The 14,285-nt window shown below is 60.4% G+C and carries 10 protein-coding genes and 1 tRNA gene; 2 read left to right on the plus strand and 9 right to left on the minus strand.

All coding sequences use genetic code 11. From position 1 onward, the window contains the following. The 3 genes from ACZ5WW_RS08590 to ACZ5WW_RS08600 all read right to left on the minus strand — a co-directional run bounded on the left by ACZ5WW_RS08590 (window position 1) and on the right by ACZ5WW_RS08600 (window position 4,578). Window positions 1–1,473, minus strand: coding sequence for a sulfatase (locus tag ACZ5WW_RS08590; RefSeq protein ID WP_377165157.1), 1,473 nt, complete (start codon window positions 1,471–1,473; stop codon window positions 1–3). A 42-nt stretch (window positions 1,474–1,515) separates the two neighbouring features. Beyond that, a complete protein-coding gene (locus ACZ5WW_RS08595) occupies window positions 1,516–3,285 on the minus strand; it encodes a polyprenyl synthetase family protein (protein WP_377165154.1) in 1,770 nt (589 codons plus the stop codon). Between the two features lie 162 nt (window positions 3,286–3,447). Then, complete coding sequence (locus ACZ5WW_RS08600) at window positions 3,448–4,578, minus strand: tetratricopeptide repeat protein (RefSeq protein WP_377165152.1); 1,131 nt, start codon at window positions 4,576–4,578, stop codon at window positions 3,448–3,450. 227 nt (window positions 4,579–4,805) lie between these two features. Here ACZ5WW_RS08600 and ACZ5WW_RS08605 point away from each other — a divergent pair, with 227 nt between their 5' ends. Further along, window positions 4,806–5,261: a hypothetical protein gene (locus ACZ5WW_RS08605; protein WP_377165150.1), complete on the plus strand. Its 456-nt coding sequence runs from the start codon at window positions 4,806–4,808 to the stop codon at window positions 5,259–5,261. A gap of 62 nt (window positions 5,262–5,323) precedes the next feature. Beyond that, window positions 5,324–5,397: transfer RNA gene (locus ACZ5WW_RS08610), tRNA-Gly, on the plus strand. A gap of 91 nt (window positions 5,398–5,488) precedes the next feature. On the opposite strand, the gene ACZ5WW_RS08615 is transcribed toward ACZ5WW_RS08610, so the two are convergent. The 6 genes from ACZ5WW_RS08615 to ACZ5WW_RS08640 are packed head-to-tail and all read right to left on the minus strand — an operon-like array spanning window position 5,489 to window position 14,214. Further along, window positions 5,489–6,220 (minus strand): SGNH/GDSL hydrolase family protein, encoded by a 732-nt coding sequence (locus tag ACZ5WW_RS08615; RefSeq protein WP_377165148.1) that lies wholly within the window; start codon window positions 6,218–6,220, stop codon window positions 5,489–5,491. Window positions 6,221–6,270: 50 nt separating this feature from the next. Continuing rightward, the gene (locus ACZ5WW_RS08620; RefSeq protein ID WP_377165146.1) at window positions 6,271–7,818 is read right to left on the minus strand and encodes a pyridoxal-phosphate dependent enzyme; all 1,548 of its coding nucleotides are present in this window, start codon (window positions 7,816–7,818) and stop codon (window positions 6,271–6,273) included. Between the two features lie 53 nt (window positions 7,819–7,871). Further along, the gene (locus ACZ5WW_RS08625; protein WP_377165144.1) at window positions 7,872–9,572 is read right to left on the minus strand and encodes an FAD-dependent oxidoreductase; all 1,701 of its coding nucleotides are present in this window, start codon (window positions 9,570–9,572) and stop codon (window positions 7,872–7,874) included. Window positions 9,573–9,617: 45 nt separating this feature from the next. Further along, window positions 9,618–11,243 carry a glycoside hydrolase family protein gene (locus tag ACZ5WW_RS08630; RefSeq protein ID WP_377165142.1) on the minus strand — a complete coding sequence of 542 codons (1,626 nt, stop codon included), beginning with the start codon at window positions 11,241–11,243 and terminating at the stop codon, window positions 9,618–9,620. Continuing rightward, window positions 11,240–12,706, minus strand: coding sequence for a sulfatase (locus ACZ5WW_RS08635; protein ID WP_377165140.1), 1,467 nt, complete (start codon window positions 12,704–12,706; stop codon window positions 11,240–11,242). Before ACZ5WW_RS08635 ends, ACZ5WW_RS08630 begins: the two co-directional genes overlap by 4 nt. Next, window positions 12,703–14,214, minus strand: a complete 1,512-nt coding sequence (locus ACZ5WW_RS08640; RefSeq protein WP_377165138.1) for a sulfatase family protein — start codon at window positions 14,212–14,214, stop codon at window positions 12,703–12,705. Before ACZ5WW_RS08640 ends, ACZ5WW_RS08635 begins: the two co-directional genes overlap by 4 nt. Between the last annotated feature and the right edge of the window lie 71 nt (window positions 14,215–14,285).

Below are 14,285 nucleotides of genomic sequence, written 5' to 3' on the forward strand. Positions count from 1 at the left end.
CTACGGTTCAGGCAGCGGAGCGCTTTTATCAATCAGCTTGTCTTCCCAGATCGCCTCCCCGGTCGAAGGCTCGTAGGTCAGGACTCGGCTCTTGCTGCCAGGCACAGGGCCTTTGTCGATTTTGGGCAGCCACTTCGCCAGCTCGGCCTTTTTGCCGGCATATTGGGGGTCTTTGGCGAGATTGGTCCATTCGTTGGGGTCTTTCAGTTCGTCATAGAGTTCCTCGCTGCCGTCCGCGTAGCGGATGTAGCGCCATTCCTTGGTGCGGATGGTGTGGTTGCCCTGGTTGTGCGTGGTGATGGCTGGCCATTCGCGGGGCGCGCTGGCGTCTTGAAACTGCGGCATGAGGCTGTGGCCTTCGAGGTCGCTGCGTGCGGGCAGTTGAGCAAGGGCGAGGAGGGATGGGAAGATGTCGAGCAGCTCCACGGGGCTTTCGCACACCTGCCCAGCCTTGATGCCAGGCCCGGCAAAGATGAGCGGAACACGCGTGCTGCGCTCCCAGAGGGTGTTTTTTCCCGTCATGAGTTTTTCGCCGAGATGCCAGCCGTGGTCGCCCCAGAGGACGACGATGGTGTTGTCCAAACGGCCGGTGGCTTCGAGCTCGTGCATGAGGCGGCCGACCTGGCTGTCCATGAAGCTGATGCAGGCGAGGTAGGCGCGGACGAGGGGTCGCCATTCGTTGTATTTGCGCAGCGTGGAGAGGCGTGGCTCGGGCAGCTTCCAGTGGAGGAAATCGGCGAATTTGGGAAGGTCGGCACGGTCGTCTTCTTTGACCGGGGGCATCTGCAGTGTGGCATCTGGATAGAGATCAAACCACTTCTGTGAGGCGAAGCATGGGACGTGAGGGAGGCGGAAGCCGGCGGCGATGAAGAAAGGCTTGTCGGCAGGGGCGCGCTTCAATGCATCAATGGCGGAGTCGGCGATTTTCCAGTCGGCGTTGTCTTCGTCTTTCTCGGGGAAGACGCCCCAATCCATGGCGGGATGGCGAACCGGGCCGGGGAGATTGGCGATGGGGGTCTTCGGCTTGGGCATGGGGCCGCGATTGCCCCATTCATTGAACTCGGCTTTTTGATCCCCCCCACGCATGGACCCATCGTGGTAGATTTTGCCACTGTTGAAGGTGTAATAGCCAGCCTGCGTGAAAGTCTGCGGAAGGGTCACATGATGCTTGGTCTGCTCCACTTCGCGGATGCCGGGAGCGAGGCCGTAGATGCCGGTGCTGGAGGGGCGGAGGCCGGTGAGCAAGGAACTGCGCGAAGGATTGCACAAGGGCGCCTGACAGTGCGCGCTGGCGAAGAGGGTGCCGCGTTTTGCCAAGGCATCGATGGCGGGCGTCTTCACCTGCGGGTGCCCGCCCATGCAGCCGATCCAGTCATTCTGGTCATCGATGGCGATGAAAAGAACGTTGGGCCGCGAGTCGGCGGCGTGGAGGGAGACACAGGCTAAAGCGGCAAACAGGAGGGACAACTTCATGGTCCGGCTTCAAACGAAGCTCGGCCACTGGAACTAGCAGCTTTAAGAAGCCACGTTTGGCACGAGATGCTCGGCAGCTTTGGCGGCCTCGGCACGGAGCTCCGGATTGAGGTTCTTCTGCTCGAATTCACGGCACCAGCCCTTGATCTCAAGCTCGTTAAAGATCTTGCCGATGACACGGCGGAGGAGGCCTTTGAGATTGGGGAGTTCGACTTCCTGAAGGGAGCGGATGGCGGCTTCTTTGTAGCCTTCGAGGAGGGTCATGGCTTTCTCGTGCGCGCCGCTGTCGAGCGCCCACTGGCGGATGGTGGCGTTGTCAGGCTTGGCCTGGGAGGCGCCGTTCCAAAGGGCCTCCATCTGGTCTTTGACCTCGCCTTTGCCCTTCTCCCGCAGGAGGGAGAGGACAATGCTGGGGCGCATGTTCCATTCGTTGCCTGCGGCGGAGTCTTCGCCGAGATCGTCAAGGTCATCGCGGATCTGGTAGGCGATGCCGAGGTTCTCGCTGTAGGTGTGCAATGCATCGGCGCATTCGTCGAGCTGGCCGGCCAGCGCGGCACCAACCTTGAGAGCGACTTCAAAGGCGGGGGCGGTTTTGCTGCGGAAGATTTCGAGAACCTGCGTGCTGCTCAGAGCCACGGGATGGCGGGTCCAGAGGAGTTCCGCGCCTTGACCGATGCAGAGTTCGCGCTGGCCTTCGGCGGCGACAAGAATGGCGGCGCTGCGGACATGGGCGGCGGCGTCATTGTCAGCAAGAAGACGGTAGCCTTCGCCGATGAGCAGGTCGCCAATGTTCAGGGCCACGGGGACACCGTGCTCGGTGTGGAGGGTGGTTTCACCGTAACGTTCGGCGTCGCCGTCCTCGATGTCATCGTGAACGAGGGAGGCCTTGTGGAAGATTTCGACGGCGATGGCGGCCTTCTTGACGGTGTCTGAGATGGGGCCTTCGGGGTCTTCGCGCAGGGCCTGGTAGGCGGCAACGGTGAGAAAGGGGCGCCAGCGTTTGCCGGCACGTGCGAGCCATTCCCGCGCGATCTCGTCGCTGTGGCCACGGGAGGGGCCCATGAGCGCATTGAGGGAATCCAAGGTGAACCAGGTTTTCACCTCGTCGTGGAGCGCGTTGAGATTGAGGCGGCGGGTTTTGTCGTCGCTGGTGAGGTGGATGTAGTCCCAGACCCAGTCGATATCGACGAGGGTGTCGATGCAGTCGTCCTGCAGCAGGGGCACTGCGACGGCGGGGATGGCGGCGGCCTCGACGTAGGGGAAGGTGCGCTCAAGGACAGGCAGACAGGAAATGCCAACGATGGCCTCGATCTTGCCAGTCTGAATGAGGGACATGACGATGGCGCTGCCTTCGGCGACGAGGACGGCATAGCCCAGCTTTTCAGCTTCGTTCTGGAAATCCTGGATGGAGCAGAGGCCGCACTGCTTGCAGAGGAGGCCGAACTCATCAAAGGGGGCCGGGCATTTGCTTTCAACCCGGAGGCATTTCGGCATCAGCAGCAGCCGCTTTTCAAAAGGCACCGTGGCGAGAGACTCACGCCAGGTTTCATTGGCAAGGAGCACGCCGACGTAGTCGCGATGGATTTTGTCGATGGCGTGGATGGCGAGAATTTTGTCCGTATGCTCCTGGAGCTCAGCGATTGGCACCGGGGGCACAAGCCTGTTCTCCTCGGCATAGGCACGCACCCAGCCGAGAATCTGGTCCCGGTCCTGTTTGGTTTGCGGGATGTTTTTCTTCGGCTGGCGGATACGCCGGTTCAGGCCTGGAATGGGAGGCGGAAGGGCAGCAGAACGGACGACAGCAGCAGACATGAGTGAGGGGGAAGAGGGGCGGAGTGCCGGATGAAAAGAGTGTGCGGTTTAACCGCACATGCGGGGCTTGGTCTTGCAGATATTGCGCTAAAGCATGCGAATATTGAGCTTTAACGGGATGAGAAAGGCTACAAAAAATGGAGAAAGCGATCTCTCTACGCGTCAAACCACCGTGCCACGACCGCTCTTGGGTGTGTTTTTCCTTGGCTTGGACTCGGGCAGCCCTTCATCCTGAAGAATCGTGTCCTGGGGAAGAGGCTCCGCGCCTTCTTCACCTTTGGGGTCAGGCTCTGCAAAAGGGGTGGCTTTTTGGTAGAGTTTGAGGCGGGAATCGAACTCCTCCTGCAGCTTTTTGCGGTCTTCTTCAGGCAGGTCTTTGTCCTCGCTGAGAAGCGCGATACAGCGCTTCTGCCAGAGCTCGGCCTCTTTAAATTCTCCGTTGCGGGCGAGCGCGGCGGCCATCGTGTCGATCATTTCGTATGGCTGCTCGTCGCTTTGCACGACTTCGGCGACAAGCTTCAAGGCTCGGCGTGCCAGAAGCACGGCGCTTTCGCCATTGTGCAGGTTATCTTCCGGACAGGTGGCCAGGAACCAAGCCAGGTTGTTGGAGGCCCAGGGATCTTCAGAACGTGCGGCACGGCGATACCAGGCACCGGCACGGCGGTAGTCCACCGGCACCCCCTGCCCGGTGTAGTAGAGATTTGCCAGACGGGTCATCGCAGGCACGAAATCCTGCTGTGCAGCCTTGAGGTACCAGAGCGCCGCTTTGGAGGCGCTTTTGGCGATGCCATCTCCGCGTTCCAGCTTGGAGGCATAGGCAGTTTGTGAGGGGGGATCCCCCTGATCAGCGGCCTTCTTGAACCATTCTGCGGCTTTTGCCGTGTCCTTCTTCACACCTTTGCCTTCCTCGTACATGACCCCCAGACGATGCTGGGACAGAGCAAAGCCGAGCTCTGCCGAACTGCGATACCATTCTGCGGCCTTGGCCAGATCTTTTTTGACCCCTTCGCCGTCCTCAAACAGATTGCCAAGCACGTGCTGCGCACGCAGGTGCTTTTGCTTGGCGGCTTTTTCGACGAATTTCACCCCTTCCTCGGTGTTCTTTTTCAAACCTTCCCCGGTGATCAGACGCAGGCCGAGCTCAAACTGAGCGTCGGCGTCACCACGGTCAGCCCAGTCTCGCAGGTCTTTTTCATCGATGCGCTGCGGCTGCTGTGCCGTCAGAATTGAAGCAGCAAACAGCAAGGCTGCTAGGACGGTGGCAAAAAGAGATGGAGGTGACGCACGCTTCATGGAGCAAAATTACGTCTGGCAGGAGCCGTCTCAACCATCAAAATGCGGCCTCGCCTCAAATTGACAGACCCGACAAGCTTTCACAGGAACCATAAGCCCAGCTTGGGGAAGAAGCGTTTTGGCCAGAGTCCGGCAAGTTAAAACCCCTAAAAAATCTAGGCTTTATGCCAATGCTCTTCCACGAGCCAGGATTCGCTTTCATTGCCATCTGTGGTATGAGGAGAAACATGAAAAAACTCCTGCTCCCTGCTCTGGCAGCCTGTTTCTGCATTGTTTTTCTCGTCAGTTGCGGTGCCAATGCAAACGCAATTCCCGGCCCTCCGTTTGCATATGATGACTTCGGCACAGAGTCGATGGCCGGCCACATGATCGGTCCGAAGGGAAAAGACACCCAGGTGATTGCCCGGTTTGGCTCCACTCACTCAGCCCCCCCTGCCGAGGGGCCGGACATCCGTTATGTCAGCGTGGGGCAGGCCATGTTTTACCTGCGCCACAGTGTGAGGAAACTGCCCAAAACCTCAGAAAATGCGGCGCTGCGTCAGCGCCTGGCGGCCACCTACAGCCGGTTGTACCGAGAATACTCCACCAAACGCAATTCCTTCCTCGCATCACCCTCGGCCACCTACGGCAGGGGTGGCATGAACCGGGCGCTGATCATGCCCCCGATGCCTCCTTCAATCTGACGCAGCGCATTTGACAAGGCTCCTGCGGCCAGCCAGAATGTGTGAACTGGCTCAAGTCAGTCGCGGGTGTAGTTCAATGGTAGAACACGAGCTTCCCAAGCTTGATACGTGAGTTCGATTCTCATCACCCGCTCCAGCACTGATTCAAAGTGTTGAAGCCACAAACTCGGCCGACAAGACCGGGAGGGCTTGCAGGGTCAAATCAGCAGACCACCGTGTGACCGTGGCTATTTGGAAGCTGCGGCTGGCAGGTTTTGCAGGAGGGATTCGGTCACTGACTTGGCGAGCAACTGATAGGCCTCGGGTTTCCAGTGGAACTGGTCGCCACGGGCGAGGTCCAGTTTCGGAGCCAGGAGTGCATAGAGGTCGTCGATGGGCACATGCGCCTCAGCCATGACTTCGGCAGCCAGACGATTGTGCTCGATGATAATGGGATTGATGACGGGATCCGCCTCGCCGGGCCTGCCTTTGACGGTGACCGGCGTGCTGCTGGCCCAGATGATTTTTGCCTTGGGAAGCTGGGTGCGGATGACCTGGATGAAGGCGAGCGTGAGCGGCTTGAAGGTGCCTTCCTTGATGCGGCCCGGCTGCCAGCCATGCAGGCCCATGTTGAAATGGATGATGTCGTAGGGGCCGTGCTCCTGCAAAGCGGCGGCGAGCAGTTTGTTGAGATTTTCCGACTGAGCGTGTGGGTGCATCCAGGCATCGACATAGGCTTTGCCCTTCATGGCCTCGATCACCGGATTCATGTAGCCGCCAAGAATGGAATCTCCGATGAGGAGCACGCGCGGGCGTGATTTGTCGACTATGACGGCTTTGTTGAACTTCCAGCTTTTGCCATCGGCGTGAAGACGCTGGTCTGTCTCGACAGGGGCGGCAGGAGTTTGGGAATGGAGAAGACTGGCTGTGAAAAGGAGCAGGCCGGTGGCAATGGGGAGAAGATGGGATCTGGCAGACATGGGCGGTTGCATACGAGGGTGAGGCATGATTCTTCCGAGGAACCCCGGTGCTATGCCGTCATGCGAGCGAGCACAGCGTCATCCACCGGCTTGCAGGAGCGGTAGCCTTCGCCGTGCTCAGGGAGCTCGGCGAGGAAGGCGGCCCGGGCTTCGGCGCTGTGGAAATCGAGCCCTATGAGGGCGCGGCCGATACGCTCGCCGGACTGGCGGTAATTGAAGTAGCAGAGGCTGGCGCGGTCGCGGATGAGGCGGGAGAGGAAGTCGTGGAGAGCACCGGAGCGCTCGTAAAAGTCGAGACGCAGGAAAACGGGATGGGTGAGCAGATCACCGCGCAGCGGGATGGCGCGGAAGGCAACATCCACGGCTCCAGTGAGGTCTTCCCAAAGGTAACCGCCGGACTCAAGGCGTGCCGGGAGCGCGGCCAGGGTGTCGGCATTTTCCGATGTGACGGTGAAGACGGGCCATGCCTCGTCGGTGCGGTGCAGGCCGTACTGGAAGTCGGCGATGTTGAGGCCATCGAAGCAGGAATCCAGCAGGGCAAGCATGGCACCGGGGCGCTCGGGAATGCGGACACGCAGGGCGCGTGAAGCGGTGCTGCTGGAGCCTTCGGACTGGGCGATGAGGCCGAGCTGGAGAAAGTCGATGTTGGCACCCGTGATGACGATGAGGACTTTTTTCCCTGCAAGTGCGGCGCGGTCTTTGATGACTGCGGCAAGGCCCATAGCCCCGGAGGGCTCGGAGATGCAGCGCAGCGTCTCCCAGAGCACGCGGATGGCGGCACTGACTTCGGCATTGGTGACGGTGGCGACGCGATCCAGAGACTGCTGGCAGATGCCGAAGGGGTGGGTGCCGGCTTTGCGGACGGCGGTGCCATCGCAGAAGATGTCGAGGTCATGGAGTTCGACGGGGCTGCCTGCGGCGAGCGCGGCTTTCATGGAAGCCTGGCCCACGCCTTCGACACCGACGGCCTCCATGTGGGGCCAGTAGGTTTTGAGCCAGCAGGAAACGGCCGAGGCCATGCCACCGCCGCCGATTTGAAGGTAGGCGGCATCGAAAGGGCCGTGGCCTGAGAGCACGACCTCATCTGCGAGGGTCCCCTGCCCTGCCATGACTTTGAGATCATCATAGGCATGCACGTAGGTCGCGCCGCTGCTGCGCTCGTCTTCCCGTGCGGAGGTCACGGCTTCGTCGTAGCTGTCGCCTGCGAGCATGATGCGGACGAATGCGCCGCCGTGATGCAGCACGGCGTTTTGTTTCACCTTGGGCGTGGAGCGCGGCATGTAGATGCGGGCGTGAATGCCGAGGGTTTTGGCAGCAAGGGCCACGCCCTGTGCGTGATTGCCAGCGGAAGCGGTGACGACGCCTTTGGCGCGCTGCTCCGGGGTGAGCTCGGTCATGGCGTTGCAGGCACCGCGCCACTTGTAGCATTTCACGGGGGAGAGGTCTTCGCGCTTCACCCAGATTTCAGGGCCGGGCTCTGAGCCGGGCAGGATGAGACGCTCCATGGGCGTGGGCTGGCCAAAGCGGTAGACGCGCTCACGGGCAAACAAGATTTCCTGCCGCAAGCGGCGGTCCAGAGGCAAATTTTCGCGTTCCATTCGTGGCGGCATACATTCCCGCCGCGCGAGCATCAGCAAGAGGTTTCGCCACTTCAATGCGCGGACTTTTTCCTGGAGACGGGATGCTTCCATTCCAAGATCTGCCCGTCCTGCTCAAGGCGTGATTTGAGCTTGGTGTAGTCCACCTGCTGCACGGGAGTTTTGTCATCAATCGCGATGCAGGCGGCGGTGGCGGCGCTCTGGCTGGTGCACATGAGCACGGGCTCCATGCGAATGCTGCTGAAGGCGGTGTGGCTGGCGCTGAGGGCGAAGGTGACGAGCAGATTGTCACACTCGGTCTGCTTTGGCACGATGGCTTCGTAGCCGATGCCATAGGGTGGTGCGCCATCGCGACCACCAGCGGTTTTTCCTTCGCGGGTGACGAAGCCGTCCTTCACGATGCGGCGGATCTCATGCGTGTCTGTGCCATAACTGCCAAGGCTGATGGGCTTGGGGGCGTTTTGGCGGCCGAAGGTGTGGTGCTCGGTGAGCACGAGATCGCTGATCATACGGCGTGCCTCGCGCACGTAGATCTGGTGCGGCCAGCCGCCATTGTCGGTGAATTCGTCCTTGGGCAGGCCGAAGCGCTGCATGTCTTTGCGCACCTGCTCGGGGACGCGGGGATCGGTGGCAAGGAAGTGCAGCAGGCCGCGATGGTAATCCTCGTGCTGCTTTGCGATCTTCTCACGCTGCGCGCAGGTGGCCTCCGGCCATGCGTGTGAGGCGCCGGGGAGATTGCCGCCGAAGGTCGCGGTGTTGAAGTCCCATTTGTCATTTGGTAATGCGTCGTGCTTTGAGAACCAGCGGAGGTCCATGGCATCGCCATTGGCGAGGCAGGCTTCGATGAAACGGACGACGATCTCGTAACGCTTGGGATCGTAGTCGGAAGGCGGCGTGATGGGGATCATGTTGGCCGGATTGGTGGTGAGGCAGAGGCGGAAGCAGTAGGCCTGGACACCGGGGGCCGGATCGCCGGGAGTGCCGGGTTCGCCGGATTGAATCAGGGGCAGCAGGCCGCTCGTTGGGTCGCCTTTGACCAGGTAAGGATCGAGCGGGAAATCGCGATCCCACACGCCCTGCCCGCCTTTGAGACGGCCATTTTCTCCGGGCTGTGAGTATGTGGCGTGGGGCAGGAATTTTTCGGCGTAGTGGATGCCGTTGTACGTTTCGCCATACTTTGCATTGCCCTCGCGCATCAGGGTGTAGCTCACGCCGGACTTTGCCATGAGGTCACCCTCATAGGTGGCTTCGATGAAGACTTTCGCGCGAAAGACGGTGCCGTCCTCGGTGGCGAATTCGGTGATGTGTGGACCGTCTTTTTTGACCGACGAAAGACGTGCTTTGAAATGCACTTTTACTCCGGCCACACGTGCCATGTCATTGAAGACCTGCTCCGCCTTGTGGGGTTCGATGGCATAAGCGCCGCCGGTGGCGGGACCGCCGGCTTTGCTCTCAAAGGCTTTGTCCCAGGCAAGTGTGACACCTGCGGTGGCGGCGAGCTTGGTGAAGTATTCGCGGGCGATGCCGCCGACAGAGCGGGGATCGCCAATGTCCACGGCACTGAGGCCGCCGCTGGTCATGCCGCCGAGATGGCGTCCTGGTTCTGCAATGACAACCTTTTTCCCCATGCGCGCCGCCTGCACCGCAGCCGCCACACCACCGCTGGTACCGCCATAGACACACACATCAGACTCAACCACCGCAGCGGTGGCAAAGCAGGAGGACAAGGCAAGGGCGAGCAGAAGTGATTTCATGGGGTTGTCTGAAACCAGACGTAAGAACGTCGCCCGCCTTGCTGGTCAACCGGACTGACCAATGGCGAGATCGACAAAGACTATCGGGACCGGCTCGCCGGATTTGAGCGTGACTTCGAGACTGTTTTTGCCGTCGCGCAGGAGTTTGGCAGGAAGGGTCCACGCGCGCAGCTCCTCTGGTTTGCCAAGCAGGGATGGGTAAGGCACAGGGAAAGGCTCGGAGACATCGCTGCTCGAAACGAGGGGCTCGCCATTGAAGGTTGCGGTCCATTCACTGCTGCCGAGGATCTTGTCGGATTGAATGCGGATGCGAGCATCTTGTTTCCAGCCACCTGCGGGCGGAGCGAGGTCGAAGTTGAACTTGGCGGGTTTGCCCGGCTCGATTTTGCGCGGCACAGGGATCGGCTTCATGCCGGGGGCACGCCAGCCCTGAGCGATGAACCAGTGCTGAGGTTCACGTGCGAGGGCTTTTGGATCGCGCAGGTCTTTGATCGCTTCGAGCGGTGGCTCGCCGAAGACGCCGCGGCCTTCGCCCTGGCCATGCTGGCGGTAGTAGGCGAAATTAAAGAGGCTGATGCCATCCACACCGCGCGAATAGGCAAGGTGCGCGGAGGTGTGGAGGTGCTCGCGAGTAGCACGGCGGAAGGGAAAGACATCGTAGCCTTTGGCGACTTTGTCTCCTTTCCAGAGGGTGTGGCAGAGTTCGAAGTAGAGTCTGGCTCCGTGTGTCTGCCCGCGGATCGCGGCCAGATCGTGCTGCTGGGTGGTGAAGTAATGCTCGGAGGCGTTGACCATGTCGAGACCAGCGGCGACGAGGGATTTCAAATCGAGGCCGAGAATATCCAATGCGGGGAGATGGCAGGGCACGCGGGCGCAGAGCCAGCGGCGTTTGCCATTGCGGGTGGTTTGATCAAGCAGTGCGCGCACTTCGCGTATGAAGCCGGTCATGATGGCGCGTCGCCGATCCAGGGGTGTTTCTTCCACGCGGAAGAAGCTGTAGAAGCGGAGGAAATCGAGCTCAAGACCGTCGATGTCGTAGTTTTCACAGAGTTCTCGGATGAGGGCGAACTTTTGCGCGAGCACTTCTGGAACGGCCCAGTTTTGGACGAGATCGGCTCCTCGCAGGGAGCCTGGTATGATGCGGTATTCGGGATGCTCGACGTAAAATTTCGTTACGCTCATGCCGATGCTGCTCCCTGGTTTGTCACCGGGCTTGGGATCGCTGAACTCCTTGTGGTGCGCATCGTTCATGCGGAAGGAGATGAACGCAGCCTGTTGCCGCTGACGGCAGCGGTCGATGAAGACCTGAACGATGTCACCGCCATCCAGGACAAACTGGCCGAAGGGATCGGGCTTCATGCCATATCGCTGCTTGATCCAGGCGTAGTGCTCCGAGAGTGGGAGGACCTTGCTGGGCCACATGGGCACCATGCCGAGGCCGGGCTGGAGGAGGTGTGCGTCCACGAGGCCTGTGACCTCATCCACGGTGGCTTCGAGCATCTCCTTGCGAAAGGACTCCCGCTCCTTGTGAAAGGGGCTGATGCAGGAGGTGATATTGGTGGTGTCGTTGCTGTACAGAATCCGGGGTGCGGCGCGTGATGGGTCCACCGCAGGGAGCCTGGCGGCGGTGAGCAGGCCTGCGCTGTGGATGAACTGCCGACGGGTGATCATGGTGACTGGGTCTTCGCTGTGGCTGAGGTCATTTTCTTTGGCCCCTCGTGCAACTGCTTTGCCAGGGCGTCAAATATCTCGGCGCAGGCGGTTTCTTTGGCGAGGTTATGATTTTCCTGGGGATCGGCGGTCTCGTCGTAAAGCTCGGTGCCGACGACTTCATGCTTCATGTTTCTCCATTCGGTGTAGCGCCAACGGTCAGTGCGTACAGAGCGGCCCATGAACTTCTCTTTGCCGGGACGCAGGTACTGGCTGAAGGCGGCGGCCTTCCACTGCTGTTCGGGATTGGTGAGCAAGGCAGCAAAGCTGGTGCCTTCGAGATGTGGTGGGAGCCTGAGGCCGCAGAGTTCTGCGAGGGTGGGGTAGATGTCCACAAACTCGACGAAGCCGCGCGTGCGCTGGCCGGGCTTCTGCCCCGGTGCGCTGACGATCAGGGGGGCGTGGGTGCCCAGCTCAAAGTTGGTCATCTTGGTGAAGATGCCGTTTTCGCCGAGGTGATAACCGTGGTCGCCAAGCAGGACGACGATGGTTTTTTCACGAAGCCCGAGGCGGTCCAGTTCATCGAGCACACGGCCGATCTGGGCATCGACAAAGCTGGTGCAGGCGCGATAGCCGCGAATGAGATTGAGCGCCATCTCATTGGGGATGCCGCCTGCCGCAGGCACATCGCCATAGCTGCGGAGTTCATACCAGTTGTGCAGGGCTGGAGCGGGCACATCGGGAGAGGGCTGGTAGTTGTCTGGAAGCTTGATGGTGTCCGCCGGATACATGTCCCAGTATTTTTGCGGGCAGGTGAACGGTAGGTGCGGCTTGTGAAAACCGACACCGAGGAAGAAGGGCTTGTCGATGGCTTTGAGGCGCTGAAGGGTTTCGATTACTTTGGCGGCGATCTTGGCATCGCTGTAAACTTCGTCGGGTTCGCTGGCGGCTTCATAGGGTGGACCGCGCACGAGTTTGGGCCGTTTGTCGGCTGGGAGTTTTTTGATGGCCTTCAGTTTTTCATCGGTCTCCTTGTTGAACCAGCTCCGATCTGGCAGGCTGTGATACCATGAAGGCTCGCTCCAGGACTGGGGATCGTCTCCCGGCTCGCGCTCGCTGTGGTGGAAGATTTTTCCAAGCGAGAGGGTGTGCCAGCCGTTGTTTTTGAAATGCTGCGGGAGGGTGACAATGTCCGGCAACTGCGGACGAAGGAAGTGCTGATTGTCCAGCACGCCTGTGGTGTCCGGGCGCACGCCGCCGAGCAGGCTGGCGCGTGATGGATTGCAGACCGCGACCTGGCAGTAGGCGCGCTCAAACAAAGTCCCCTGAGCGGCGAGTTTGTCGATATTGGGTGAATGGATGTGCTTTGCGCCGTAGCAGCCGAGTTCGGGCCGCAGATCATCCGCCATGATGAAGAGCACATTGAAGTCCGCCGCAGCCAGAGTGCTCAGCGACAGGATGAGGAGAGGGAGGATGAATTTCATGGGAGTTTGCCGGCAGCTTTCTTTTTGCCCTTGATGGGCAGCCCTTCGGCTTCGCGCATGCGCTGGACCTTGGACTTGTAGCCTTCGGAGAGATTGGTCTGCGTGGAGCGAAGGTGTGTCAGCATGTCCTGCCGCAGTTCGTGGAGCTTTGCCAGATGGGTTGGATCAGCGGCGAGATTGGTCATCTCGTAGGGGTCGGCGTCGAGGTCGAAAAGGAATTCGCCTTTCTCATCTGCCCACCATTTCCAGCGGCCGTCGGAGGCCATCATGTTCAGAGGAGAATGGGTGCCGATCTCGCTAATGGCGAGCTTGCGAACCGAGGTGGTTTTGCCTGTCGCCACCGGCAGCAGCGAGACGGCCTGGCGGCGTGGTGAGAGGGTGCCGCCGATGGCTTCGACGACGGTGGGATAGACATCAAACATCTGCACGGGTGTCTTCGTGTGTCCGGCCTTTACCTGCCCCGGCAGGCGCACCACCAGCGGCACGCGCGCGGACTCCTCATACATGCGACCTTTGGTCAGCATGCCGTGAGCGCCCATCATTTCGCCATGGTCGGCAGTGAAGCAGACGAGTGTCCGCCCCCAGGTGCCGCGCTTTTGGAAGGCCTCCACCACGCGGCCGATGCAGTCGTCCGCGAGGGATATTTTGCCGAGGTAGTTTGCCAGCATCTCGCGTGTTTCAGGATGGCCGATGGTGCGCATCTCGCGGCGGAAAGTCTCGGGCACGCTGGGAGACAGCGTGAGCTTCCCGGCGTCATACATGGTGGCATATCCGCCAGGGGCATCGAGCGGCGGATGAGGCGAATGAAGACTCAACACGATGCAAAGAGGCTGAGCGGCGGGCTGTTTTCCGACGAAGTCCGCCGCTTCACGGCTCACAAATACATCGTGGTAGTGTTCTGGCGGCACAAGGCTTGGCTTGGGCTGAAACTCCCACTTCACATAGCGATCATGCATCTCCTCGGCGACTTTTTCGAGCAAGCCCAGGTTGCGCAGATATTCGGCATAAGAGTTCTTTTCCGTGACCGAGTCCACCGGGCCGGAGACATCACAGACATAGTCCAGGCCGAGGGCGCGGTGATAGTCTTCGATCTTCGGAAACGCCTCGCGCACGCTGGGGCCGGAGGTCCAGTGAGTCTTGCCGATCTGTGCGGTGGTGTAGCCAGCCGCCTTGATGTCCCGGAACATGGTGGCCTCTTCAGGTGACCCATGGTAGTTCAGCGCATTGCCCCAGATTCCGTGGCCGCCATTGTGCGGATACAGGCCCGTCAGCAAAGACACGCGGGCGGGCATGCAGACCGGAGAGGTGGTGTAGCAGCGGTCGAAGACCATGCCCTCGGCGGCGATTTTGTCGAGATGCGGGGTGCGCACCTGCGGATTTTCCCAGCTCAGATAGCGGGGGCTCCACTGATCCACCAAGATGACAAGGACGTCCGGTTTGCTTGCGGGGGCGCCGCTCAAGATGGGAACCGTGATGAGCAGCGACAGGATTAAAGAAAGCCAGTTCATAGGGCGGTGAAATCACGCCCTGTAACGAATTTCGGCACCGCCTTTCGCTGCAATATCCGCCTTTGCAGATG

This window comes from Prosthecobacter fluviatilis (genome assembly GCF_055388355.1).

What these genes read in the sequence shown, in the direction of transcription:
- ACZ5WW_RS08590 (WP_377165157.1), bottom strand. Translation starts at nt 1,473, where the DNA reads ATGAAGTTGTCCCTCCTGTTTGCCGCTTTAGCCTGTGTCTCCCTCCAC.
- ACZ5WW_RS08595 (WP_377165154.1), bottom strand. Translation starts at nt 3,285, where the DNA reads ATGTCTGCTGCTGTCGTCCGTTCTGCTGCCCTTCCGCCTCCCATTCCA.
- ACZ5WW_RS08600 (WP_377165152.1), bottom strand. Translation starts at nt 4,578, where the DNA reads ATGAAGCGTGCGTCACCTCCATCTCTTTTTGCCACCGTCCTAGCAGCC.
- ACZ5WW_RS08605 (WP_377165150.1), top strand. Translation starts at nt 4,806, where the DNA reads ATGAAAAAACTCCTGCTCCCTGCTCTGGCAGCCTGTTTCTGCATTGTT.
- ACZ5WW_RS08615 (WP_377165148.1), bottom strand. Translation starts at nt 6,220, where the DNA reads ATGTCTGCCAGATCCCATCTTCTCCCCATTGCCACCGGCCTGCTCCTT.
- ACZ5WW_RS08620 (WP_377165146.1), bottom strand. Translation starts at nt 7,818, where the DNA reads ATGGAACGCGAAAATTTGCCTCTGGACCGCCGCTTGCGGCAGGAAATC.
- ACZ5WW_RS08625 (WP_377165144.1), bottom strand. Translation starts at nt 9,572, where the DNA reads ATGAAATCACTTCTGCTCGCCCTTGCCTTGTCCTCCTGCTTTGCCACC.
- ACZ5WW_RS08630 (WP_377165142.1), bottom strand. Translation starts at nt 11,243, where the DNA reads ATGATCACCCGTCGGCAGTTCATCCACAGCGCAGGCCTGCTCACCGCC.
- ACZ5WW_RS08635 (WP_377165140.1), bottom strand. Translation starts at nt 12,706, where the DNA reads ATGAAATTCATCCTCCCTCTCCTCATCCTGTCGCTGAGCACTCTGGCT.
- ACZ5WW_RS08640 (WP_377165138.1), bottom strand. Translation starts at nt 14,214, where the DNA reads ATGAACTGGCTTTCTTTAATCCTGTCGCTGCTCATCACGGTTCCCATC.